The organism is Nocardia sp. NPDC023852, from assembly GCF_040639505.1.
Classification (GTDB): domain Bacteria; phylum Actinomycetota; class Actinomycetes; order Mycobacteriales; family Mycobacteriaceae; genus Nocardia.
Window position 1 is genome coordinate 61,729 of the sequence record NZ_JBFAAB010000023.1, and the last position, 24,198, is coordinate 85,926.

Annotated in this window: 24 protein-coding genes and 1 tRNA gene; 16 read left to right on the plus strand and 9 right to left on the minus strand. The window is 66.4% G+C overall.

Annotation, left to right across the window (positions count from 1 at the left end; translation table 11 throughout):
• Both AB0H00_RS25310 and AB0H00_RS25315 read right to left on the minus strand, forming a co-directional pair.
• Nucleotides 1-411 (minus strand): roadblock/LC7 domain-containing protein, encoded by a 411-nt coding sequence (locus AB0H00_RS25310; protein ID WP_327110218.1) that lies wholly within the window; start codon nucleotides 409-411, stop codon nucleotides 1-3.
• Entirely contained in the window at nucleotides 408-3,473 is a 3,066-nt protein-coding gene (locus AB0H00_RS25315) for an ATP-binding protein (RefSeq protein WP_357270805.1), read from the minus strand. Before AB0H00_RS25315 ends, AB0H00_RS25310 begins: the two co-directional genes overlap by 4 nt.
• Nucleotides 3,474-3,521: 48 nt before the next feature.
• Here AB0H00_RS25315 and AB0H00_RS25320 point away from each other — a divergent pair, with 48 nt between their 5' ends.
• The 8 genes from AB0H00_RS25320 (at nucleotide 3,522) to AB0H00_RS25355 (ending at nucleotide 11,263) form a co-directional block, all read left to right on the plus strand.
• Nucleotides 3,522-4,208, plus strand: coding sequence for a response regulator transcription factor (locus AB0H00_RS25320; RefSeq protein ID WP_357270808.1), 687 nt, complete (start codon nucleotides 3,522-3,524; stop codon nucleotides 4,206-4,208).
• Between the two features lie 79 nt (nucleotides 4,209-4,287).
• On the plus strand, nucleotides 4,288-5,673 hold the full coding sequence (locus tag AB0H00_RS25325; protein ID WP_357270901.1) for a HAMP domain-containing sensor histidine kinase: 1,386 nt from the start codon (nucleotides 4,288-4,290) through the stop codon (nucleotides 5,671-5,673).
• Between the two features lie 376 nt (nucleotides 5,674-6,049).
• Nucleotides 6,050-7,471 (plus strand): trypsin-like peptidase domain-containing protein, encoded by a 1,422-nt coding sequence (locus AB0H00_RS25330; RefSeq protein ID WP_357270811.1) that lies wholly within the window; start codon nucleotides 6,050-6,052, stop codon nucleotides 7,469-7,471.
• Nucleotides 7,472-7,572: 101 nt separating this feature from the next.
• Entirely contained in the window at nucleotides 7,573-8,067 is a 495-nt protein-coding gene (locus AB0H00_RS25335; protein WP_357270904.1) for a MogA/MoaB family molybdenum cofactor biosynthesis protein, read from the plus strand.
• Nucleotides 8,064-8,243, plus strand: a complete 180-nt coding sequence (locus tag AB0H00_RS25340) for a hypothetical protein (RefSeq protein WP_357270907.1) — start codon at nucleotides 8,064-8,066, stop codon at nucleotides 8,241-8,243. Before AB0H00_RS25335 ends, AB0H00_RS25340 begins: the two co-directional genes overlap by 4 nt.
• Before the next feature lie 509 nt (nucleotides 8,244-8,752).
• Nucleotides 8,753-9,427 (plus strand): MspA family porin, encoded by a 675-nt coding sequence (locus tag AB0H00_RS25345; protein WP_357270814.1) that lies wholly within the window; start codon nucleotides 8,753-8,755, stop codon nucleotides 9,425-9,427.
• 66 nt (nucleotides 9,428-9,493) lie between these two features.
• Nucleotides 9,494-10,165, plus strand: a complete 672-nt coding sequence (locus AB0H00_RS25350) for an MspA family porin (RefSeq protein ID WP_357270817.1) — start codon at nucleotides 9,494-9,496, stop codon at nucleotides 10,163-10,165.
• Between the two features lie 429 nt (nucleotides 10,166-10,594).
• A complete protein-coding gene (locus AB0H00_RS25355; RefSeq protein WP_357270819.1) occupies nucleotides 10,595-11,263 on the plus strand; it encodes an MspA family porin in 669 nt (222 codons plus the stop codon).
• Between the two features lie 75 nt (nucleotides 11,264-11,338).
• On the opposite strand, the gene mscL is transcribed toward AB0H00_RS25355, so the two are convergent.
• The 4 genes from mscL to AB0H00_RS25375 all read right to left on the minus strand — a co-directional run bounded on the left by mscL (nucleotide 11,339) and on the right by AB0H00_RS25375 (nucleotide 13,610).
• Nucleotides 11,339-11,743, minus strand: coding sequence for a large conductance mechanosensitive channel protein MscL (gene mscL, locus AB0H00_RS25360; protein WP_357270822.1), 405 nt, complete (start codon nucleotides 11,741-11,743; stop codon nucleotides 11,339-11,341).
• A gap of 127 nt (nucleotides 11,744-11,870) precedes the next feature.
• Nucleotides 11,871-12,533: an SAF domain-containing protein gene (locus AB0H00_RS25365; RefSeq protein ID WP_357270825.1), complete on the minus strand. Its 663-nt coding sequence runs from the start codon at nucleotides 12,531-12,533 to the stop codon at nucleotides 11,871-11,873.
• An 87-nt stretch (nucleotides 12,534-12,620) separates the two neighbouring features.
• Nucleotides 12,621-12,932 carry an FmdB family zinc ribbon protein gene (locus AB0H00_RS25370; RefSeq protein ID WP_357270828.1) on the minus strand — a complete coding sequence of 104 codons (312 nt, stop codon included), beginning with the start codon at nucleotides 12,930-12,932 and terminating at the stop codon, nucleotides 12,621-12,623.
• 69 nt (nucleotides 12,933-13,001) lie between these two features.
• Nucleotides 13,002-13,610 (minus strand): 5-formyltetrahydrofolate cyclo-ligase, encoded by a 609-nt coding sequence (locus AB0H00_RS25375; RefSeq protein WP_357270831.1) that lies wholly within the window; start codon nucleotides 13,608-13,610, stop codon nucleotides 13,002-13,004.
• A gap of 67 nt (nucleotides 13,611-13,677) precedes the next feature.
• Here AB0H00_RS25375 and AB0H00_RS25380 point away from each other — a divergent pair, with 67 nt between their 5' ends.
• The 5 genes from AB0H00_RS25380 (at nucleotide 13,678) to AB0H00_RS25400 (ending at nucleotide 18,266) form a co-directional block, all read left to right on the plus strand.
• A complete protein-coding gene (locus AB0H00_RS25380; RefSeq protein ID WP_357270834.1) occupies nucleotides 13,678-14,634 on the plus strand; it encodes a UTP--glucose-1-phosphate uridylyltransferase in 957 nt (318 codons plus the stop codon).
• Between the two features lie 141 nt (nucleotides 14,635-14,775).
• A complete protein-coding gene (glp, locus tag AB0H00_RS25385; RefSeq protein ID WP_357270837.1) occupies nucleotides 14,776-16,032 on the plus strand; it encodes a gephyrin-like molybdotransferase Glp in 1,257 nt (418 codons plus the stop codon).
• A gap of 12 nt (nucleotides 16,033-16,044) precedes the next feature.
• Entirely contained in the window at nucleotides 16,045-16,695 is a 651-nt protein-coding gene (locus AB0H00_RS25390) for a GNAT family protein (RefSeq protein ID WP_357270840.1), read from the plus strand.
• Nucleotides 16,696-16,967: 272 nt separating this feature from the next.
• Entirely contained in the window at nucleotides 16,968-18,104 is a 1,137-nt protein-coding gene (gene glpR / locus AB0H00_RS25395) for a gephyrin-like molybdotransferase receptor GlpR (RefSeq protein WP_357270843.1), read from the plus strand.
• 89 nt (nucleotides 18,105-18,193) lie between these two features.
• Nucleotides 18,194-18,266, plus strand: a tRNA-Ala gene (locus tag AB0H00_RS25400).
• A gap of 535 nt (nucleotides 18,267-18,801) precedes the next feature.
• Here the strand turns inward: AB0H00_RS25400 and AB0H00_RS25405 are convergent.
• The gene (locus AB0H00_RS25405; protein WP_357270846.1) at nucleotides 18,802-19,473 is read right to left on the minus strand and encodes a GntR family transcriptional regulator; all 672 of its coding nucleotides are present in this window, start codon (nucleotides 19,471-19,473) and stop codon (nucleotides 18,802-18,804) included.
• Nucleotides 19,474-19,553: 80 nt separating this feature from the next.
• Here AB0H00_RS25405 and AB0H00_RS25410 point away from each other — a divergent pair, with 80 nt between their 5' ends.
• Nucleotides 19,554-19,970 carry a VOC family protein gene (locus tag AB0H00_RS25410; RefSeq protein WP_357270849.1) on the plus strand — a complete coding sequence of 139 codons (417 nt, stop codon included), beginning with the start codon at nucleotides 19,554-19,556 and terminating at the stop codon, nucleotides 19,968-19,970.
• Nucleotides 19,967-20,728 (plus strand): SDR family oxidoreductase, encoded by a 762-nt coding sequence (locus AB0H00_RS25415; RefSeq protein WP_357270852.1) that lies wholly within the window; start codon nucleotides 19,967-19,969, stop codon nucleotides 20,726-20,728. Before AB0H00_RS25410 ends, AB0H00_RS25415 begins: the two co-directional genes overlap by 4 nt.
• A 983-nt stretch (nucleotides 20,729-21,711) precedes the next feature.
• On the opposite strand, the gene AB0H00_RS25420 is transcribed toward AB0H00_RS25415, so the two are convergent.
• Nucleotides 21,712-22,098, minus strand: a complete 387-nt coding sequence (locus AB0H00_RS25420) for a MerR family transcriptional regulator (protein ID WP_357270855.1) — start codon at nucleotides 22,096-22,098, stop codon at nucleotides 21,712-21,714.
• A gap of 31 nt (nucleotides 22,099-22,129) precedes the next feature.
• Nucleotides 22,130-23,143: an NADP-dependent oxidoreductase gene (locus tag AB0H00_RS25425; protein WP_357270858.1), complete on the minus strand. Its 1,014-nt coding sequence runs from the start codon at nucleotides 23,141-23,143 to the stop codon at nucleotides 22,130-22,132.
• 398 nt (nucleotides 23,144-23,541) lie between these two features.
• Between AB0H00_RS25425 and AB0H00_RS25430 the strand changes: the two genes are divergently transcribed.
• Complete coding sequence (locus AB0H00_RS25430) at nucleotides 23,542-24,183, plus strand: TetR/AcrR family transcriptional regulator (protein ID WP_357270861.1); 642 nt, start codon at nucleotides 23,542-23,544, stop codon at nucleotides 24,181-24,183.
• The last annotated feature ends 15 nt before the right edge of the window (nucleotides 24,184-24,198 follow it).

Consider the following 24,198-nt stretch of genomic DNA (forward strand, 5'->3'; position numbering starts at 1 on the left):
TCAGACAGCGGTACGGGCGGTGGCGGTGACCACCGAGCCCACCCGATCGACCAACAGTGCCATCTCGTAGCCGATGCGGCCGATGTCGTGTGATTTGTTGGCCAGCACGGCCAGATGCGAGCCGTTGCCGACGCTCATCACCAGCAGGTAGCCGCGCTGCATCTCCACGATCGACTGCATCACCTTGCCGCCGTCGAACAAGGAAGCCGCGCCCATGGAGAGGCTGGCGAGTCCCGCGGTGACGGCGGCGAGCTGCTCGGCTCGGTCGCTGGGTAAATTCGGGCTGGTGGCCTGCAATAAGCCGTCCGCTGACACCAGCACCGCGTGGGACACACCCGGCACATCCCGGGTGAAGCGGGCGACCAGCCAATTCAGATTCTCGTCCGTGGTGCTGTTGTTCGCGTTGGTCATGCGAGCCCTCCGTCGTTGTACTGCGCATTGGCCCGCCCGCTGCGGACCCCACTCAGATGCCTGGTCAAGTTGGTGCGAATTTCTTCGGGATCACGAGGCGCGGCTTCGTCCGTCGGTGCCAGGCCACCGGGCACCAACTGGGCGCCCGGCCTGCGAATCGGCAGGCCGCCGACGGTGCGCGCGGACGTCGTCGGGTGGCTGGCATCCTCGGCGGCCAGCCAGCCCGCGTCACCAGGCGAGGACCACGTGCTGTCCGAAGATTGCGAAGTAGAGGGCTCGACCAGCCATTCCGAGACCATGCGCTGGTAGATCGGGGTCGGCGACGCGCCGGCGACCGGCTGCAGCCGGGGGGAGGTGACCGTCGCGGGTTCTGGTGTCCCGTCTGGCGGCGCGTCGTCGGGTGGGGTGGTCGGCTTCCGGATCGGCAGGCCGGACCGGGCGGTGGTCTGGGGTGCGGCGGTTTCCCTCGGCACCGTCGGGTTCGGGCCCGTGATTTCGTCGCTGTCGTCGACCTCGGACCACAAATCTGTGCGCGTGGATTTCTGGTTCCCACCGCCGGACTGCTCATTCGCGGCCGGTGCTGGCGGACCGATCGGCGCGCGGTCGCCCTCCGCGCGGGGTGTGATCACCGGCCACGGCTGGGTGGAAGGCTGATCCGCCGGGTCTTCGTCGCGGCCGACCGGCGCGGAGACCGTGGGCTGGTCGGGTCCGTCGGCGACGCGAACGACCGGTCGGCGCTGCGGCAAGCCGGAACTCGTCACACCGAACCGCGCTGTGTCGCGCTGCGGCAAGCTCGGTACCGGCACCAGGTTCCGCTGCGCCGCGGGTGGTGGGGCGAGCGGGGGAAGCTGATGCTCGACAGTGAGGTCGAGCGGCTTGCCTGCCGGGGCGGTGGCGTCCATCGGCGGCGCGACCAGAGCGCCGGGCAGATGGACGCTGGCGGTGATGCCGGGCTGCTGCGCCATCGTCGAGGTGCGCCGCAGGCTGACCGTGATGGTATGCCGCTTGGCCAGTCGGCCGACGACGAACAGACCCATGCGGCGCGCGGTTTCGACGGTGACCTCACCACCGGAGGCAAGCCGGTCATTGGTCGTCTGTAGGTCCTCCAGCGACATGCCGAGGCCGCGGTCGGTGATCTCGATCAGGTAGCCGCCGTCCACCGCGCGCGACACGGTTACCGTGACCGGCGTAGTCGGCGGGGAGTAGCGCAGCGCGTTGTCGATCAGCTCGGCGAGCAGGTGCTCGATGTCCACCGCGGGCTCGCCCGCGACGATGCCGTCGGGCACCGCGCCGATCTCGGCTCGCTGGTAGTCCTCGACCTGAGAGACTGCGCTCCACAGCATGTCCGACAGCGGCACCGGGTGCAGCAGACCTCGGCGCAGCGCGGTACCCGCCAGCACGAGCAGGTTGTCGCCGTTGCGGCGCATGCGGGTGGCCAGGTGGTCGAGGCGGAACAGGCTTTGCAGCCGGTCGGTGTCGTCCTCGTCGTGCTCGAGGTCCTCGATCAGCGCCAACTGCTGCTCGACGAGAGATTGGCTGCGGCGGGAGAGGGTTTCGAACATGTTCCCGATCTGCAGACGCATGCGGGCCTGGTCGGCGGCGAGGTTGAGGGCCTGCTCATGGATCTCGTCGACGGCCCGGGCCAGCTGGCCGATTTCGTCAGTCGTGTGCACCCCGACCGGGGTGATCTCCGGGGTAGTGCCGCCCGCGCGCACCACGGCGAGCTCGTCGGGCAGCTTGACATGTGCGACCTCGAGCGCGTCGCGGCGCAGGCGGCGGACCGGGACGACCAGGGTGCGCGCAACGGAGAGAGCCAACGCAAGGCCCGCGAGGAGCATGCCGATGACGATCGTCGTCTCGCGCAGCGCGCCGGTCTGCGCCTCGATGGTGCGTGCGGCCAGTGCCTTGTCGATGGTGTCGATCAGCTGCGCCGTGGTCTTCTCGTAGGTGTCCGAACTGATCAGCAGCGAGTCGAGCACAGCGGGGTTGGTCGCCGGATCGGCGACGTTCTGGCTGAACGTGCCGAGGCGGGTTTGCACCGCGTCGAGCAGCGGGCGCATGTTGCCCGCGTAGTCCGGCAGGATCTGCGCGTACTGGTAGATCATGGTGATCTCGGCGCCCGCGGCGACCAGCACGCGTGGTCGCACGCTCGGGTTACGGCCCGCGTCGGGCGAGCCGATCAGCATGCGCTGCTGGGTGAGCACGCGGCGCGCGGTCTGCACCGACGCCAACTGCTGGAAGTATCGCTGGATGACCAGGTCGTCCACGGATGGGGAAAGCGCGAGCGCGTTGCCGATCCGCACCATGATCTCGTCGGCCTGCTCGCCGACCATCGCAGGTGAGCCGTTGCGCAGACTGTTGCGCATGGTTGTGCCGGTTGCGACGGCAGAGGCGAGTTCCGAGGTGACCCGGCCGGTGGCCTTGGTGGCGTGCAGCGCGGACTCCAGGTCGGCCAGCGCCTGGTCGAACTTCGTCAGCGCGGCGTCGGTCTGCGGGTCGGCGGTGTTGCCCCACGTGGCGGTCGCGATGACGCCGAGTTGTTCGGTGGCCGAACCGAACTTGATGATCGGACGGATGAGGATGGCTTGTTCGGTGGCCGCGTCGAGCTGCGCCATGGTACGCAGTTCGTTGTTGATTCGGAGTACGGCGAAGACGGTGGCCAAGAGCACGGGAAGCACCAGTACCACGCCGACCTTGCGGGTGACCGACCAGTTCGACAGGCTGAATTGCCAGGACCCCGGTGCAGCTTCCATCCGCTTCCGTCGCCTCCGCTTCGCGAGTGACCTCGGTTGCGCGTGGCTGTTCAGTATTGATTCAACCCGCAAAGAACCAACTAGAGGTCTTCTTTTTACCGCACGGAACATACCGTGCACAGTGATCATCGGCAATCTGGGGGATCCGGTCCGGAAATTACCGAATATGGCTATAGAGAACATGATTCGCATCGGAATGCGATAGGGACGCGTCAACATCTCGGTGCCGCCTGGAAGTCGCTGGTCACCGAGGCCGGCCGACGTGACGCGCCGAAGGCCGCTCGCCGAGGACGCGCCGCGGCGTGTCATCGATGACCCTCTCAGTTACCTCTCAGTCGGTGCGGTCAAACTGGTGGCATGCGCATTCTGGTAGTCGACGACGATCGCGCCGTCCGGGAATCGCTGCGGCGGTCGCTCACCTTCAACGGCTACTCCGTCGATCTCGCGGTGGATGGCGTGGACGCGCTGGAGAAAGCAACCATCCAGCGACCGGATGCGCTCGTGTTGGATGTGATGATGCCTCGGCTGGACGGGCTCGAAGTCTGCCGGCGCCTGCGCAGCACGGGTGATGATCTCCCGATACTGGTTCTGACGGCGCGTGATTCGGTGTCCGAGCGGGTTGCCGGACTCGATGCCGGGGCCGACGACTATTTGCCGAAGCCCTTCGCGCTGGAGGAATTGCTGGCGCGTCTGCGTGCTTTGCTGCGACGTACCACCGTGGATCCGGGTGATGTCTCGGAGGCAATGAAGTTCGCCGATCTGTCGCTGGATCCGGTGACACGCGAGGTGTCCCGCGGCGCCCGCCAGATTAGTCTCACCCGTACCGAGTTCTCGCTGCTGGAAATGTTGATGGCGAACCCGCGCCGGGTGCTCACCCGCAGCCGCATCCTCGAGGAAGTGTGGGGCTACGACTTTCCGACCTCCGGAAACGCCCTCGAGGTGTACATCGGCTACCTGCGCCGCAAGACCGAGTCCGAGGGCGAATCGCGGCTTATCCACACCGTGCGCGGCGTCGGCTACGTGCTACGGGAAACACCCCCGTAGGCCGCCGGTCATGGCACGAACAGTTCCCAAACATCCTGTGGTCGCCGCGCTCGGCCAGCGACCGCCCGAGCCTTCCGACATGCGGCCGCCGATGCCGCTGACCAGCTCGATCTCGCTGCGCTGGCGGGTCACCCTGCTCGCCGCCTCCGTCGTGGCGATCGCGGTGGCGGTGACCTCGATCGCGGCCTACGCCTTGGTGGCGCGAGCGTTGTACGCCGACGTGGACGCCCAGCTGCGTAACCGGGCCAGCGCCGTGATCGCCAGTAACCCGTACGGATTCAATATCCAGAATCTGATGGTCGCCACCGCTTTCTACAACGACACCGGCATCGCACTGATCTTTCCCGACCTCAAGCCGTATTCGCCGCCGCAATCGACCGATCCGCCGGTGGGCTCGCAGGAACTCGAGGTGGCCCACGGCGAGGCGAGTTCGTCGCTGCGAACGGTCGGCAACCAGCGCGTGCTGGCTGTCCGGACCAACCTCGGTGCGACGTTGGTTATCTCCCAGCGGCTGGATCCGACCCGGGAGGTGCTCGACCGGCTCGCCTGGTTGCTTTTCGTGGTCGGCGGTTGCGGTGTCGTGTTGGCCGCCGCGGCAGGCACTGCCGTCGGCCGCACCGGATTGCGCCCGATCGGACGGTTGACCGCGGCGACCGAGCGGGTCGCGCGAACTGACGATCTCACGCCGATCCCGGTGACCGGAGATGACGAACTCGCCCGACTCACCGAAAGTTTCAATACCATGTTGCGCGCATTGACCGAGTCGCGTGATCGGCAGCGCAGGCTGGTCGCCGATGCCGGGCACGAATTACGTACGCCGCTGACGTCATTGCGTACGAATATGGAGCTGCTCATCGCAGCGGGTCGTCCGGGCGCGCCTCGAATACCGGACGAGGATATGGCCGGATTGCGCTCGGATGTCATCGCCCAGATCGAAGAGTTGTCGACGCTGGTGGGCGACCTGGTCGACCTCGCTCGCGAAGACGCACCGGAAACCGTCTATGAGCGCGTGGATCTCGGGGAGGTGGTGGAGCGCGCACTGGAGCGCGCCCGGCGCCGTCGGACCGGAATCGAGTTCGTCGCGGAACTGCGCCCTTGGTTCGTCTATGGGCACGATGCCGGTCTGGAGCGCGCGGTGCTCAACGTCCTCGACAACGCGGCGAAGTGGAACCCCATCGGTGCGCCGGTCCGCGTCGGTATGCGCGAGACCGGTCCGGGTCTGCTCGAGTTGTCCATCGATGACGCCGGTCCCGGAATTCCCTCGGGGGAGCGTGAGTTGGTGTTCGAGCGTTTCTATCGGACCACGTCGTCGCGGTCGCTGCCGGGTTCCGGTCTCGGCTTGGCGATCGTGAAGCAGGTGGTGACAAAACACGGCGGCACGATTGCCATCGATACCTCGGATCGCGGTGGCACATTGGTCCGGATCGTGCTGCCGGGTGAGGCCGGGGCACCCGCGTCCGAGTGACAAGGCGAATCGCGTCAGGCGGTCTGCACGAGCTCGTCGCGGCGGAACGGAAGTGTCGAGGTGGCCAATTTCTACCGCGATGAGTCAGGTCAGCATTCAATATTTACCGAAAGTAAGATATTTCAGGGATCGACCCGAGATTTGCTTTCGCCACGCCGTGTCGCCGTAGCGCCGAGGCGGGGAACGCGATCGGGGCTGTGGCTCCGGATCTGCGTATCGTACTTTCCGACGGGATGAGGGCTTGCCGATGGTTCTGTCGTCCGGTGGGCCCCCGGGACGCACGGACAGATCTCGGAGAACTGAAAGCGCGGTCTCAGTCCGTTCTCAGTCGTCGTAGCCAAGCTGGTGGGCAGACGTGAGCAGAAACGAGGAGTCCATGACCGAGGATTCGAAGGATCGCCGGGAGGAGCTGGGGACGGCGAACGCCGGAAAGGACCACCGGCCTACCGAGCAGATCCACGGCGCGCCGACAGACGCCCCGTTCGGTGGTGCGACCGGAGACGCGCCGCAGGGCGGAGTATTCAAGCCGCAGGAGGCGCACAGCCACGGTTATGGCTCGCAGGCGCACTATCCGCCGCAGCACGATCCGACCCAGCAGTTCCCGCGCCCGCAGTACGCCGCCCCCTTCGACCCATCGAGGGGTGCTGTCTACGGTGCCCATCCCGCCGTTCCGCCCCGCCCGTTCCGCACCGGCCTCGTCGTCGGCGCCGTAGCGCTCGCTCTGGTCAGCGGTGGCCTGGGCGGCGCGGTCGGCGCGCTGAGTACCCGCGGCGATGACGGCCGCGCACCGGTCGCCAACGCGTTGGACGCGCCGAAGCCGAACATCGGCAATGTCTCCAACGCCCCGGCCGGATCCACCCAGGCGGTCGCGCAGAAGGTACTGCCGAGCGTGGTCATGATCAAGGTGGCGAGCAGCAGGGCGGAAGGCGAGGGCTCCGGGGTGGTGCTGTCCTCCGACGGACTCGTCCTGACGAACAACCACGTGGCCGCGGGGGGCGGCCCGAACGCCAAGATGGAGGTCAGGTTCTCCGACGGCAGCACCGCACCTGCGACGCTGGTCGGCGCCGATCCGGTCTCCGACCTGGCCGTCGTCAAGGTATCAGGCAAGTCCGGTCTGACCCCGATCGAGTTGGGCACATCGGCGACCCTGCAGGTCGGCCAGCCGGTCGTCGCGATCGGCTCGCCGCTCGGCTTGGCGGGCACGGTCACCACCGGCATCGTGTCGGCGCTGAACCGTCCGGTTTCGACCATGGGCGCGGGCGACCAGAACCCGACGGCGGTGCAGCCGGTGATCGACGCTGTCCAGACCGACGCCGCGATCAACCCGGGCAACTCCGGCGGTGCCCTCGTCGATGGCAGCGGCAAGCTGATCGGCATCAACACCGCCATCGCCAGCCTTGGTGCCGACGAGACGAGTGGACAGCAGAGTGGCTCCATCGGCCTCGGCTTCGCCATCCCGGTGGACCAGGCCCGGCGGGTCGCCGACGAGCTGATCAAGACCGGCCACGCGACCTATGCGCAGATCGGCATCAAGATCCGGCCGCAGGACACCGTCACCGGTGCCAGGGTGCTGGAGCCCACGCCCGACGGCCCGGCCGCCAAAGCGGGTATCCCCGCGGGCTCGATCGTCACGAAGGTCGACGACCGGCCGATCGATTCCGGGAACGCTCTGGTCGCCGCGGTCCGCTCCCACCAACCAGGAGACAAGGTGAAGATCACCTACACCGACGAACAAGGCAACAACTCCAAGACGGTCGAGGTCACCCTCACCGGCGCGCCCGCGGACGGTGGCCGATGATGCGAGTGCTGCCCGGTGGGCGCGCCCAGTTGGTCGAGGCCGACGCCGACGTTCTCGGCGCGGCCGCCGAGCTGTTCGACGCAGGCGCTACGGTGAGCAGCATGGAAATCGATGCTCCTGTGGCGGGGCGTGCTCTGGTGGTGGTCGTCGACGATCGAACGGCGCATGGAGGTGTTGACTCGCTCGGCCCGCTGGTCACCGAGCTGCTCACCGAGGCGGGTTTCCTCGTGGACGCGTCGGTGTCGGTGCAGGCCGATGAGGTGGAGATCCGCAACGCGCTCAACACCGCGGTGATCGGCGGTGTCGACTTGGTGATCTCGGTCGGCGGCACAGGCATGTCCCCGCGCGACGTCACGCCGGAGGCCACCTCGCAAGTACTCGACCGTGAGCTGCCGGGAATCAGTGAGGCGCTGCGCTCCTCCGGCCGGGTCGCGGGTTCGCTGGACGCCGGTCTGTCCCGTGGGGTGGCAGGCGTATCCGGAAGCACGCTGGTGGTCAATCTGCCTGGCACTCGCTCCGCGATTCGCGACGGTATGGCCACGCTCGGGCCGCTCGCCAGCAAGGTGATCGGTGAGCTGTCCGGATTGGTCGAATAATCGCGGCTGCCACCCCCTCCGACGACCCTCGCCCGGCGGCCCGCCGGGCGAGGGATGCCGCGCGTCTCGCCAAGATTTTCGGTGACGCTCTCCCCGAGACCACGAGCGACGACCGCGACGACGGCCGGTCCTCCGACGACTGGCTGCGCGCTCAGGTGCCTCCGCATCACGGTTGAGCCCAGTTATCTACGTAGTAGCTACGTATTTGCGCGCTCCCGATGTCGTGATCGACCCGAGATTACTTCCGAATCAAAGTAATTGCGGCGAAATCTTTTCGAACCTGGGTCGCTACTGATCGCTGGCACTTCTGTGTTGATTCCCGATTGAATGTGTCCGCCTCGGGGTACCAGTCTTTTATCTATGCACGTCAAACCATATTCAGATGTTCGCAACTGTGATCTACGTCACGTGGAACATTATGAAAGCTCACATTGCAGTGTGGTTGCCGAGCGTTTAATGTTCGCCATCGAGTCACCACCACTGGACCCCGAAGGCTTGGGTACCGCGCGTGCGTGGCGGTCTGGCGGGACCCGGCTCGGTTCCACTGCCACCTGGGCCGTCGCGCCGAAATTACAGCTGGTTACATGTCGGCAACAAAGGAGCGACACACTGAGCTGGGCCTGAGAGGACCACTGTCCAGCCTCGATGGTCGAGGTTGATTGTTTTAAACCTGATGAGGGGAAGTATGAGCGAGAACCGCACCATTGGTGTGCGCCGCGGTGCCCGCGTCGCGGGCATCGGCGCTGCCGCGGCCGTTGCCATGGGCCTGCTTTCGACGGGCGCTGCCAACGCCGATACCTTCGTGCCGTTGCCGGACGGCCAGAAGGCGGGGCCTGGCGTGACGATCACCCGGACGGGAGAGCGTGCCCTTATTTCGCCCTCTATGGCCGCAAACGGCGCTGGTCGCGTCGTCTGGGTGTCGGGCAACGCCGCTGCCGATGTCTCCGTCACGCCGGAAGGCACCGTCGGACCCAACAACGGTCCGGCCGGGGGCCCCGGTACCAACAACTCCTCGACCCACGGCGCGTCTCAGCTGAGCACCGGCTACGTCGTCGGCTGCCAGGTCAGCATCGCCGACGATGCGATCTCCGCGGGTGTGTCCGGTAGCGTCAACCTCAGCGGTGCCAGCGCCGGTGGCTCGATCGGTCTCAACCTCGGCCCCGGTGAGGTCAAGTTCGTTCAGATCGACTACAAGGACATTCTCAAGCCGGGTGTTTACTCCGTCGAGTACCAGGACGCCGAGATCCAGATCCAGGGCTGCGCGGGCTACGCGCAGGCGCGTGCCTACACGGTTGTCGAGATCATCGGCGACCACTACTCGAAGACCACCCTCTATGGGATGCCCTTCAGCATCGGCTGACGTCTGTCGAATCCAAACGAACGATCTTCCCGCTGAAGCGGACTCAACCCTCGAGGGGTACCAAGCATGATCAACCGTAAGAAGTTGGCACGGATGGCCGGTGTCGGCGCCGCTGCCACCATCGCCATGGGCCTGTTCTCCACCGGTGCGGCCAATGCCGACACCTTCGTCCCCCTGCCGGGCGGCGAGCTCACCAAGACACTGTCCGACGGCACCGTGGTGACGATTCGTCTCGTCGGCGAGTCGGCCAACATCAACCCGTCCCTGGGCGACACGCCGGTGCACCGCAACGCGTGGGTGTCCGGTAGCGCCCAGGTCGAGCTGTCCGGCACGGCCGGCGGCAAGATCTTCCCCGGCTACACCGTGGGCTGCCAGGTCAACATCGCCGGTGGCGGTGCCACCGGTGGTGTCGACGGGAACATGGACTGGAGCGACGGCCAGAATGTCACCGGCGGCGTCGGCGCCAACTCCGGCGGCAACCTGACGCTCGGACCCGGCCAGGCGAAGTCCTTCTACGTCCTCGATCTCGAGCAGCCCGACGACTACGGCAACGAGGCGCACAAGACCCGCAACGCCTTCAAGGGCACCAGTGGCTCGGTCACCTGGTCCGACGAGACCATCGGCCTGTCCGGCTGTGGCGGCTACGCGCAAGCACGGGCGTTCGTCAGCGTCGAGGTCGAGACCGACAACGTCATCACCTGGGTGACGCTGTGGGGTCAGCCCTTCAGCCTCGGCTGATCCAACGCGGGTGAAAGACCCGCGGGCACCAAGGAAATGGGCCCGTCGCAGCTGCGACGGGCCCATTTCCATGTGAAAAAGATTGCCACAGAACATCACCCGCGATGCTAACGGCATCGCTTGCGTTTCGACACAACTTGCTCGAAATTCCCGAAAAGTCCGGTTGACACCGTATGGCACTGTTTGCCCGAATTTCGAGAAATAGGGATCGCAAGCAGATCACTTGGCGGAGAGAACATTCGAGGTGCTGTCGGCTCTGGCGGGACATGTCCGCCTCGACCGCCTGGGGCGGGCAGCTGTGGACGCGCCCTGATCTACCGTTCGCTCGGACACCCTCGACGGGATGCGTTCAGCATCGACCGACGTCGGTAGTATCTGTGAAATCTCTTTTCGCTGAAGCGAACTCAATCCTCGAAGGGTAACGACGTCATGATCGATCGTACGAAGCTGGCGCGCGCGGCCGGGCTGTGCGCGTCTGCGGTCATCGCTATGAGTCTGCTGTCGACCGGCCCGGCCAACGCCGACACCTTCGTCCCCCTCCCGGGCGGCGAGGTCACCAAGACGCTGTCCGACGGCACCGTGGTGACGATTCGTCTGGTCGGCGAGTCCGCCACCATCAGCCCGTCTCTCGGCGCGACGCCGGTGCACCGCAACGCGTGGGTGTCCGGTAGCGCTCAGGTCGAGTTGTCCGGCGCGGCAGGCGGGTCCATCTTTCCCGGCTATACCGTGGGTTGTCAGGTCAATATCGCGGGCGGCGGCGCGACCGGCGGTGTCGACGGCGGTGTCAGGAGCGATGGGCAGAACGTGAGGCCGAGTGCCGGGGCGAACACGGGCGGCAATCTTACGCTCGGCCCCGGCCAGGCCAGGTCGTTCTACGTGCTCGATCTCGAGCAGTCGGACGACTTCGGCAATGAGTCGCACAAGAAGCGCATCCGGTTCAGGGGCGACAGTGGCTCGGTCACCTGGGCGGACGAGACCATCGGTCTGTCCGGCTGTGGTGGTTATGCGCAGGCGCGGGCATTCGTCAGCGTCGAAGTGGAGACCGAAAACGTCATCACCTGGGTGACGCTGTGGGGAGCGCCGTTCAGCCTCGGCTGAGCGCCGAACGCCACCCCACGCGAACGGGCCCGTCGCTATCGCGACGGGCCCGTTGCTTCCTGGGGCGCAGGAATTTCAGAACTCGTGCCGTCCGCCCCCGCTGGTCTGGCTCTCGGTGAGCAGATCGCGGATCTGAATCAGCACCTCCGAATCGGTGAGTGTGGTGTCGTCGGGCCGGAACCGCTTCTTCAAGTGCGTCGCGGGGAGCGCGAGCATGAGGTACAGCACTGCGGCGATGATGAGGAAGTTGAGCACAGCCGTGATGATCGGACCGATCTGAACGAACGTCTCCGGGTTGTCGGCAACCAGCCAGAAACCGATATGTTTCTCGTCATTGCCGTAGAAGACGGCGAGAATCGGGTTGATGACGGCATTCGTGAACGCGGTGATGATCGCGACGAACGCGATGCCTATGACCACAGAAACCACCAAGTCGATGACATTTCCGCGGAAGAGAAACTCCTTGAAACCCTTGAGCATTGCCGATGTCTCCTCTTTGTATGGAGCTGACCAGTTGTGCTCGGCGGCCCCGCCTGCCGGTATTTCAGATGCTAGATGATCCATATAGCAAATTGCGGGTTAACTTGACTGATCGGTATGTCCTCGGTCAATGGAAGACGACGGTGAGCGCCGTGCGCAGCGAGGCGACGGCTACGGCGGTCGCATGTTCGGCATCCATCGCGACAAGCACCACGCGTTCGGCGGCGCCGCGCCCGTCGCCAGGGCTGGAGACCAGGATGACGGAGGCATCGGCAGCCAGGGTTCTGGCCGGTCGGGTGCCGGGGCCATTCGATTCCTCGGCGCCGACCACGTCGACACGGTCGCCCGCGCGCAGGATTTCGGCGACCGCGGTATCGGCCAGCCGGATCGGTACGATCCTGGCGTCTCGCGCGCCCGTTGCCGCCGCGGCCAGCCGTGGACCGACGACGCGCAGGTCGGTGAAGACTTCGCCCTGATGCATGGCGCCGGTCAGTGTCGCACCGATCAGCGCGGTCGGATCGGCCACCGTGCCTGCGGGCAGTGTGCTCGCTTCGCGCGCCGCCGAGCGCAGATCGCCCGCTTCCAGGAGGCGTCCCGGCGTAAGATCCCGGCCCGCGACGATGACCGTCGTTCGCTCGGCGCCAGGGTCGCCGCGGAAGAAAAGGAATGCTGCGAGTACGGCGAGAGCGGCGGCGAGCAGCCGTCGGACGAGCAGGGCGTCAGCCCAAGATGGGCGCTGCCACGTCGGGTGCCAGCCGCCCCGGCCGAGGTCGGCGAGTGCGCGAGTCATGGCCGGATCTTATGGCCGGGTGCGGGGCCGACCCGGCGGGGCAACGACGGGTTGTGGATAGTGGAATGCCTGTGGAAAACCGTCGAATCAGCTGGCCACGGCGGTGCTGGTCGAGGCGGAGGAGCCGCTCGACGAGCTGGAATCGGCGGACGAGCTGGAATCGGAGGATGAACTGCCCGAGCCGCTGTCGGACTTGGCGGGGTCGCTCGCGGTGGAGCCGCCGCCGCGGCTGTCGGTCCGGTAGAAGCCGCTGCCCTTGAAGACGATTCCGACCGAGTTGAACAGCTTGCGCAGCTTCCCCGAGCACTCCGAGCACACGCTCAGTGCCTCGTCGGAGAAGGACTGAACGATGTCGAAGCGGTTATCACACTGGGTGCACGCATACGAGTAAGTTGGCACAGGATCCTCCCGCGGGTTCGTCAATCTGGCACTCTACAGCCGACAGTGCCAACATCGCCAATCGATGTTTCATTCCGCGGCCACATCGCCGCCCAGTCGTCGCAGTCCGTGGCGCGGAGTAAGGACCCAGCCCATGCGCAGATCATGAGGTTCCTCCGGCAGTTGCTCGACGAGTTCGTCGTCCCTTATCACCGCGACCAACCGGGCGTCGGAGCGTGCGGCCGACAGGGTTCGGTCGTAGTAGCCCGCGCCGCGTCCTAGGCGGACGCCGCGCCGGTCGACCGCGAGAGCGGGGACCAGGATCAGCTCGGCCCGGCCGACAGCGGCAGGCGGCAGCACCGCGCCGGTCGGTTCCAGTAGTCCATAGCGCGCCCGGCGCAGTGTCTCCCCGCCGGTGTACTCGGCCCAGCTCAGCGGTCCGGGCGGGCCGGTGACCGGCAGCATTACCTGCGCGCCACCCGCCCGCAAGGCCTCCAGCATCGCCGTCGACCCAGGCTCCAGCCCGACCGGCACGTACGCGCACACCCACTCGCGCGCGCCGAGCGTACCGACCGCCGCGGCCAATTCGAGTGCCTCGTGCTCCCGTTCCGTGGCGCTCACCACAGCCCGCCGGGCGACCAGTTCGGCGCGCCATGCATGTTTGTCGCGCTGGCCGGGCATCTCCACAGTGATCACCATAGGCTCACCGGGTACCGGGTCGGCGCGATGCCGTTCCGGCGGCATGATGGACGGATAGGGTATGCGCATGACAGCAAAGGCCGGACAGCCTGGTGACACCGCGTTGGTGTCGTGCTTCCGCACGGCCGTGGTGCCCGCGGCCGGGCTCGGAACACGGTTCCTGCCCGCTACCAAGACAGTGCCCAAGGAACTCCTCCCGGTGGTGGACACCCCGGGTATCGAACTGGTCGCCACCGAGGCCGCGAACTCGGGCGCCGAGCGGCTGGTGATCGTCACCTCCCCGGGCAAGGACGGCGTCGTCGCGCACTTCGTCGAAGACCTGGTGCTGGAGAGCACGCTGGCCGAGCGCGGCAAGTTCCACCTGCTGGAGAAGGTGCGCAAGGCGCCGGGACTGCTCGACGTCACCTCCGTCGTGCAGGAGGAGCCGCTCGGACTCGGCCACGCGGTCGCCCAGGCGGAGAAGGTCCTCGATGACGACGAGGACGCGATCGCGGTGTTGCTGCCGGACGATCTCGTGCTGCCCTGCGGTGTGCTCGACGTGATGAGCCGGGTGCGCCGCAAGCGCGGCGGAACGGTGCTGTGCGCCATCGACGTACCGAAGAACGAGGTCAGCGCCTACGGTGTGTTCGACGTCGCGACGGTGCCCGACGCCGTGAACCCGAATGTGCTGCGCGTCAACGGAATGGTGGAGAAGCCTGCCCTCGCCGAGGCGCCCTCGACCTTCGCCGCCGCCGGCCGGTACCTCTTGGACCGCGCCATCTTCGATGCGCTGCGCCGCATCGAGCCCGGCGCCGGCGGCGAGCTACAACTCACCGACGCCGTCGCACTGCTCATCTCCGAGGGACATCCGGTTCACGTCGTTGTGCACCGTGGGTCGCGCCACGATTTGGGCAACCCGGGCGGTTATCTTCGTGCTGCGGTCGATTTCGCATTGGAACGTGAGGAATACGGCCCCGCCCTACGGGAGTGGCTGCAGCACCGCCTCGGTCCGGACTGGGATCCGCAGCTGACGACCTACGACTGACGACGGTTCGGTCGGGTTTCGCCGAGCGTGGACCATCGGGTACGAATGAGGGTTCACCGCGGTGCGCGCGAACGCGGGTGCGCCGCGCGATCACGATGCGGCGGAGTCGGGTGGAGTGCGGAGAGGATCAGGAAGGGCTGGATGCGCTCGGTTGAGGATCAGCAGATCAAGGTGACCGCGGCGGCGGTCGCGCCTCGGCCGGTCCGGGTCGCGATTTCCGAGGCCCAGGGGCTGCTGTGCGCCGAGGATGTCGTCACCGAGCGGCCGCTGCCCGGCTTCGATCAGGCCGCGATCGACGGTTACGCGGTGCGCAGCGTCGACGTCGCCTCCGCGGGAGCCGACATCCGCAACGAGGACGGCGATCTCGTCGACCTGACGCTCCCCGTCGTCGGCGAGGTGGTTGCCGGATCGCGTCAGCCGATTCGGCTGCAGCCGCGTCAGACGGTTCGGGTGGACACCGGCGCGCCGATGCCCACCCTCGCCGACGCCGTGCTTCCGCTGGACTTCACCGACGGCGGGCGGTCCAGAATCAAGGTGTACGAGCCGGTGCGCTCCGGTGACTACGTGCGGCGCGTCGGCGACGACGTGCAGCCGGGCGACGTCGCGGTGCGCGCGGGAACCATCATCGGTGCGGCCCAGGTGGGTCTGCTCGCCGCGGTCGGGCAGGACAAGGTGCTGGTGCACCCGCGTCCCCGGCTGTCGGTGATCTCGATCGGCGGCGAGTTGATCGACATCGATCGCACACCCGGCCCGGGACAGGTCTACGACGTGAACTCCTACGCGCTGGCCGCGGCCGCGCGGGACGCCGGCGCGGACGTCAACCGCGTCGGCATCGTGAGTTCCGATCCGCGCCGACTGCGCGACGTCGTCGAGGGGCAGTTGGTGCGCTCCGAGGTCGTCGTCATCGCGGGTGCGGTCGGCGGCTGGGCCTCCGAGCAGGTCTGTGAGGCGCTCGAAGGGCTGGGGGAACTCGAAATCACCCGCGTGGCCATGCATCCTGGATCGGTGCAAGGTTTCGGCAAGCTCGGTCGCGACGAGGTGCCGACCTTTCTGCTGCCGTCCAACCCGGTCGGCGCGCTGGTGGTCTTCGAGGTGATGGTGCGGCCGCTGATCCGAATCGCGTTGGGACGCAGGCATCCCATGCGCCGGGTCATCCGCGCCAGGACCATCACGCCGATCAACTCCATGGCCGGGCGCAAAGGGTATCTGCGTGCACAGCTCATGCGCGACGAGGCGACCGGCGATTACCTGGTGCAGCCCCTCGGCATCACGAACTCGTCCTCGCACCTGCTCGCGACGCTCGCCGAGGCGAACAGCCTGATCGTGATAGACCCGGAAGACATCGAGATTCGCACCGGCGACGAGGTCCAGGTCGCTTTTCTCGCACAGCGTGGCTGAGACGTGGAAGCGATGAACGTCTTCCGGGCCACGCAGCATCCGGGGTGGCCCGCGCGACTCGGTCCGGTGGGTGTCGCGGCGGGACAGGTGACCTTGCGTCCGGTGCGGCTGCGCGACGCGGCGGCGTGGAGCCGAATTCGTTTGCGCGACAGGGCACATCTCGAGCCGTGGGAGCCGACCGGGCGCGGTGCCTGGGAGGCGCGCAACCACGCGTCCAACTGGCCCTCGCTGTGGTCGAGTCTGAAGGCGGAGGCGCGGCGTGGCGCGATGATCCCGTTGGTGATCGAGGTCGACGGCGCGTTCAGCGGGCAGCTGACCATCGGAAACATCATGCGCGGTGCGCTGCGCTCGGCCTGGATCGGCTACTGGGTCGCCAAGGACCTCAGCGGACAGGGGGTGGCGACCGCGGCGCTGGCGCTCGGCCTCGATCATTGCTTCGGACCGGTCGGTCTGCACCGAGTCGAGGCGACCGTGCGACCGGAGAATATGGCCAGCCAGGCGGTACTGCGCAATGTCGGGTTCCGCGAGGAGGGGCTGCTGCGGCGCTACCTCGACGTCGACGGTGCGTGGCGGGATCACCTGCTGGTCGGCCTGACCGCCGAGGAGGTGGCCGGAACGGTCCTGGACCGGCTGGTTCGGGAGGGGCGGGCCAGCCTGCTGTGAACCCGGCGCGCCAGTATTCCCGAGGCGCGATGAGAGTGGTGGAAATGTGACGGATGTGGCGGATGTGCACGGCGCGCCTGCCGGATCTTGCCGCTACCCGGAATTAGCCTACGGACGTCGATGGTGCGTCTTGTGCCATCGGCAGGGAGCCTGCGAGGCGACCGGCGTCCAGCCGCTGCATCGGATGGAGACCGGACGGACGCGGGGCGTGTTACGCACCGCTCGCGGGCCGAGCCGGACAAACCCAGGCGGGGACGGAGGTGCTGACCGAGATGCCGAATTCGATCCTGTGGATCGGTCTGGTCGTGCTCTGGGTCTTCGTCCTGTTCCCGATTCTCGCCGACCGCCACCCGAGAATCCGCCGGACCACCGACGCCGCGCTGGCGACCAGGGTCCTGCACCGTGGCGACGGCAAACCACGTCTCAGGAAAGGCCCGGCTGCCGGGCATGAAACCGACCCGAACTGGCGGCCCCGCCGCGTACCGAGAAAGTATTCCCACAGCGATGATGCGGAGGACCGGATGACAACACCGGCCGACGAGCCCGTCACCGAGGCTGACGAGGAAGACAGCACCGCGGCCGCCGAGTCCGCGGAATTCGACATCGCTGACGCCGAATCGGATGACATCGAGGCAGTCGACGCAGACCTCGAGTCCGTCGAATCGGATTACGAGTTGGCGGATTACGAGTCGGATGACTACGAATCGGCGGATTACGAATCGGATGACTACGAGTCGGATGACTACGAAGCCGCCGAAGGCGCTGCGCGGAACGACGCGGCGACCGATGATGACGGCGTGGGCGAATACCATCCCGAATCGACCGCGGCCAGAATCCCGCCCGCGCGCTCCACCACGCCCGCCCGCCAGGCCCATGACGAAGACGACGAAACATATTCGGACGACCCCGAATTCGTTCCCACGCGCCGCGGCCGCGGCGGCTTCGACCCTGAGGCCGACGCCATCGCCCGCGCGGCCCGCTACACCTTCCGCCAGCGTGCCGTGCTCGGCCTCGTACTCGCGGCCATCCTGTGCGGCGCCCTCGCGGTCGTGTTCACCCCGCTGCTGTGGTGGGCCTCCGGGCTCGCCACGGTCGTGCTGGTGGGCTACCTCGCTTATCTGCGCAAGCAGGTGCGAATGGAAGAGGAGATCCGCCGCAGGCGGGCCGCCCGCCTCTCCCGCAGCCAGCAGCTCGGCGACGCAGGCCACCGCCCACGCCAAGCCGGCGCCCGCGTACCGCACGGCAGCATGGACCGCGACACCGCCCGTGCCCTCCGCCGCCGCTCCGCACTCGTGGAGCCCGATGACGATGACCCCATGTTCGACCACCTCGACCCCTTCGACCCCGCCGCCGCCCGCGCCCTGCGCACCCGCACCAGTGGCGACATCCGCCGCGCCGCGGGCGAGTAGCACTACTAGCCGGGCAGGTCAGCCCACCGATTCGGAGACTTCACCGGTGGCCTGATACAGTGTCACAGCGCGGTTCCCCGGAGCCGCACGGGGCTATAGCGCAGTTGGTAGCGCGTCTCGTTCGCATCGAGAAGGTCAGGGGTTCGATTCCCCTTAGCTCCACAATAGGTGAACCCCCAGGTCAGAGACCTGGGGGTTCACTGTTGCTACTGGACGCTCAGCCTGGACGCGGCGCTGAGCAGGGGGAATTCTGGTTTATGGGGGTTCTAGTTCCCCTAAGGTGTCTTTCGTTGCTCCTGTTGTTGGTCAGGTCGGGAGGCCTTGGCTGGCTCACAGGCCTACTGGCTGTCGGTTGTCAGGGCCGGGCTCGATATCGTTGGAGAGCAGCATCGACGTGTGCGGAAACTGGCGGCCGAGGCGTTCGCGCCGACACGTGGAAGCGTTGATTGCCGACATGCGGTCTCATTCCGAAGCGGCGGTCACACAACGTGTCCTGCGCAACGGTCACACGGTCGGCTCCCAGAGCGTGCCGGTGATCGGGCCGGGCAACGCGCTCCACGGCGCACATGTGTGGTTGGGTTTCGATGGGACGAAACCGCAGCCGCGACCGGTGAGTCGGCTTTCGCGTTCACCTGGGACTCGCACCATCAGGGTCGGCGATCGGCTGTCGATCACCTGACTTGGTCTCGGTGATCATCTATCCCTGGAGGTCGGCTAGCAGACTGCGGCGGGCGGCATCGACATGTTCCTCGGCGCGGCGAGCTAGGGTCTGCAAGTTTCCGGATCGAATCAGCGCCGCCAGCTCCCGATGTTCGGCGACGAGCTGATCGCGGTAATGGTTGCCGCCTATCGCGATTCGACGTAGCTGGAAAAGGTGCACCTGAGAACGGACCGCCTCCCAAGCACGGGACAGCCGCTGGTTTCCAGCGGCTGTGTAGATATGGTCGTGGAAGGTGATGTCGAGGGCGAGTAGCCGTGCGTCGGGCGCGTCCGCGGCGGATTCCTCGGCCATTCGGTCCACGAGTTCATCGAGCTCGGTGAGTTGATCGGCAGTCGCGGTGCGCCGTGCAGTGACAGCGGCGAGCCGATCCAGCGCTGCGCGTAGGGCGTAAACGTCTTCGACGTCGTGGGCGGTGATCTCGATCACGCTCGTACCGCGGTGCCAGCCCCGGTGGATGAGCCCTTCGTTGTCGAGCAGCGCCAGCCCCTCCCGGACCGATCCCCGGCTGACACCCAGCGCAGCGGCTAGTTCCACCTCTCGTAGCGGCGCACCCGGTGCGAAGCCGCCGGCGAAGATCGCCGAGCGGATCAAATCGGCAGTCTCCCGGGCCAAGCCGCGACGCGGAACCTTGGGCAACGAAGCACTCATGTCCTAATGTTGACATTCGGACATTGATGCATGCAAGGTGAAGGCACCGGCGAAAGACCGACATACGAAGGAGTCCCGGCATGCGTCCAGCAGTTCACCTCGCAGTCCCGGTCGATGACCTCGAGACCGCACGCCACTTCTACGGTGAGGTGCTGGGTCTCGAACAGGGTCGAAGCGGCGACCATTGGATCGACTGGAACCTCAGCGGACACCAGTTGGTGACCCATGTCATCCAGCACGCTCATGAGGAAGTGGGGAGCAGTGAGGTCGACGGGCATCACGTACCGATCCCGCACTTCGGATTGCTGTTGTCGCCGGATCACTTCCATGATTTGTCTGACCGATTGCGTTCGACCGGAACGGAATTCCTGATCGATCCCTACCTGAGATTCCCTGATCGCCCTGGTGCGCAGTGGACGATGTTCTTTCGCGATCCGTCCGGCAATGCGCTGGAGTTCAAAGCATTCCTCGATGAGTCGCAGGTGTTCGCGCGATGAGACGGGTGCTGGTCACAGGGGCCTCGCGCGGGATCGGCCGAGCTGTGGCCATGGCTTTCGCCGAACGTGGAGAACGAGTCGCGGTGCATTACGGGCAGGATCGTCTCGGCGCCGAACAGGCCATCTCGGACCTGCCGGGCGCCGGTCATGCCCTCGTATCCGGCGATGTCGGTGATCCGGACACCGCCCAGCGGATCGTCGACGATGCGGTGGCGGCATTGGGCGGAATAGACATCCTGGTCAACAACGCGGGACTCGCGCCGACCGCCGCCAATGTCCACCGCGTGGCCGAGGTGGAATTCGATGAGTGGCAACGCACCTGGCGCCGAATGCTTGAGGTGAACCTGCTGGGACCGGTACACCTGAGCTACGCCGTCGCCCATCACCTCATCGGCCGAGGTACCACTGGCCACATCGTCAATATCGGGTCACGCGGCGCGTTCCGCGGCGAGCCCAACTTCCCGGCCTACGGTACGAGCAAGGCCGCGCTCCACGCGTTTGGGCAGTCGATGGCCATAGCGCTCGCCCCATACGGGATCAGCGTCACATCTGTGGCCCCGGGGTTCGTAGGCACCGAACGTCAAGCATCGAAACTGGAATCACCCGAGGGCGATATGGTGCGCTTGGAAAGCCCGTTCGGCAGGGTCGGCACTCCGGCCGAAATTGCCGCCGCTGTAATCTATCTCGCATCCCCGGAGTCGACATGGGCATCAGGAGCGATCCTCGATCTCAATGGCGCCTCCTATCTGCGCACCTGAATTGCATCCAACTGATGATTCTCCCGGGTGGAGGCGTGCCCGTCCGTGCGGATCTCGTGTGGGTATTCCGCGTCGGCGTAGTGCGGTCAGAACGGTGGTGTGATTGACGTCGAGATGCTTACCGACGCGTGCGAGTGACCAGCCGAGTTGGTAGAGATGGATGGCGGTATCGATCTGGTCGGGGGACAGGCCGCGGCGTCGCATCGGTACGTCGTGTCGGTGCAGGATGCTGCTGACCGTGCGTCGTTCGATACCGAATCGGTCGGCCAGTTCGTACACGGTTGCTCCAGCCTGGTAGCCGGTGATCAGCTTCGCGACTCGGTCGGCGTCGAGTCGACGTGCCCGCTGTGGTTTGTCGTTCCATGGGTGGCGGTGCCGGTGTTGTGGTGTCGGGTAGCTTCTGGATCAGGTTTTCCAGGGCTTCTAGCCGCGTTTCAGGTCTTCTACCTGTGGGTTTAGGGTTGTAGTAAGGTCCCCCAAGCTCCACTTGAGGCCTCTCACCGAATCGCCAGGTGAGGGGCCTTTTCGTGTTCTATTGCCATATGTGAGAAATAATCAGTTGTCTTTCCGATCATCCGGGAAGGTACTCCCTTCCGGTCATCCACAGTAGATTTCGACCATTGCTCGCCTTTGTCGCGGACAGGCGGTGTGGGAGCGCGGCCCACGATTGGCTCTGCTCGATGTCTCGAGTATGCGGGTGGGTCGAGGGTCAGGGGCCGCCGGCAGTGTCCGGCGAGACCCCGTTGCGTCCTGTCGTTTGGCTGCGCCTGACAGCAGAGCTTCCGCAAGGTGCTGATCATGTGCAGGCGGCGTCGGTGTAGTGGCTGATGAAGTAATCGCGTTACTGCGCCGGCTCGGCACCGATAGGGCCCAGCGTCTGGTGCGGTGCACTGATCTTGCCGAGCCACTACCGATCCCGGGCTTGGTCCAGTCCGGCGTGGGCGTTGGCGTACCCTGCCGTAGCTTGAAGCTTTCCCTGGTGATCAGGCGGAGCGGCCGTTGTACTGCTCGTCCAGCCAGGGCATGCGGCTGACGAGACGGTCGCGAAGTTCGGTCAGCCGCGCGATGCGGTTGTTCAGGTCGGCGACCCGGGGAGGCCCGACTGCCGCATACCCGTTGGTGCACCGCGGCTCGAACGGGAAAACGCCTGGTATTTCCCTGTCCAGATACGGCAGGAAGGAGCGTACGTCGTCGATGGTGAAACCGATCTCCAGCAGTTCCCGGATGTTGCGTACGCGTTGGACCGCGTCCGCGTCGTACGTCCGATATCCGGATGTCGTGCGGGCACAGGTCAAGAGGCCCTGCTCCTCGTAGAACCGGAGTGCGCGCGTTGTGACGCCGGTACGTGCCGCGAGCTCGCCGATAAGCATCGTCTTTACCTTTCGATGTGTTCGCGTGAGTTCAACGCGCGAGCCGTACGACAACCTTCCCGGTGTACGCGCCGCGGACCAGATCGAGTAACGCATTCGGGGCATTCTCCAGCTCGTCCACGATCGTTTCGGTGTGCACGATTGAGCCCTCGGCGACCCAATTTCGCAGCCGCCGGCCGAATTCCGGGGCGAGATTGAGATGGTCGAGTGAGGTGAAGCCGCGCATCGTGAGTCGTTTGCCGATCATCGGAAGCAGATCGCCGGGTCCGTCATCGGGTGTGCCGCCGGCTTGCTGCCGGGCGAGGGCACCGCAGAGGGCGATGCGTCCGCCGACATTCATCACCTCGATCGCCGCCCGCAATTGCGCACCGCCCACGTTGTCGAAGTACACGTCGATCCCGTCTGGGGCGGCCGTGCGGAGACGATCGACGATCGGCCCGTCGTGATAGTCGAATACCGCATCGTAGCCAAGCTTTTCGACGGCATGAACCGCCTTTTCCGGTGAACCCACGCTGCCCACCACTCGGCTGGCCCCGAGCAGGCGCGCGATCTGCCCGGCGAAGCTACCTGTGGCACCGGCCGCGCTGGAGATGAATACGGTATCGCCCTCGCGAAGTTCGGCCGCCACGGTCAGACCGACGTAGGCGACGAGACCGAATCCGAGGTAGGTCGACGGTGACGGGTAGGTATCCGGGTCGACAGCGCGCACCTCGGCCGCGTTTGCCACTGCATACTCCCGCCAGCCGAGCCGGTGCAGCACCAGCGTCCCCTCGTGCACGTTCGGGTCATTGGACGCGACGACCTCGCCGATCGCATCTCCGTACATCGCCTCGCCGATTCGATACGGTGGGAAGGGGATTCCCTCGTAGGCGCCGATCTGCATCAGCATGCCCGGGTCGAGCGACATGAAGAGATTGCGCACCAGCACTTGGCCGGGCGCAGGGTCGGGGATGGGTTGCTCGACCAGCTGAAAGGCGTCCAGTCCGGGGAATCCGTGCGGGCGGTGGGCGAGCTGCACCGAGCGAGTAGTTCGAATCGCGGTCATGCCGCCGACGCTAAAGGTTGACGTATGGGTGAAGGTCAAGCGTGAGCGCGCGGTCGGCCCCGCAGCAATCCCCACGGTCCACGGACGGTAGCGAACCACTGGTCTGTCGGAGGCCGTGATTCGAATGACCGCAGCTATGCGTATACGTACCTGACCGCGGCTGGTGAACTCGCGGAGCTGCACGAGGCACGATTGCGCCGACCAGTTGGGGAGACCGACGAGATCGACCGGGCGCGGTTGCGTTGGGTGGAGGCTATCGACCGCTGGGCGGCGTTGATGGCGCCAGTGCCCTCGGCAGAGACATCTGCTCGAATCCCGGGCCGATCGCTTCCGGACAATTCGCGCAGTTCGCCGGAACCGGCCCGGCTCGACTCGCGCGAATGCCTAGCATCGGATAGGTGGAGCGAGGATCGTTGCTGAAGGCGCGAGCCGGTGGGAAACTACACGGCGGCAATCATGGGATCGCGCCGGAAGATGTCGTGGCGGCGCAGCGCGGGCGCATGCTGGTGGCGATGATCGAGGCGGCCGCCGCCAAGGGATACGCGGCGGCGACGGTGGCGGATGTACTGAATCGGGCCGAGGTCTCTCGGATGACCTTCTATCAGCATTTCGCGAACAAGGAGGCGTGCTTCCTCGCCGCCTACGACCTGGCCGTCGAGATCGTGATGACGCGCACCGCGGCCGCGCTGGGGGCCGGCGCTCCGCTCGAGCGCATCGCCCGCGCGCTCGACGCGTATTTCTCGACATTGGCGCAGGAGCCGGAGGTCGCGAAGGTCTTCCTGGTGGAGGTGTACGCGGCGGGAACGGCTGTGCTGGAGCGGCGACTGGCGACGCAGGCGGTGGTGGTGGACCGATTCGCCGCGGTGCTCGGCGCGACCCGGACCGATCCGCGGTTGGTGAGTGAGGCGGTGATCGGCGCGGTCGTCTCCTTGGCGACCAACCGCATTGTCACGGGCGACTGTGCCGCATTGCCGGGTCTGCGCGAGCCACTGATGTCTTTGATCACGACTCTGGTGCGGGACCAGCAAGCCGTCCCGTGAGCGCGGGCAGTCGAT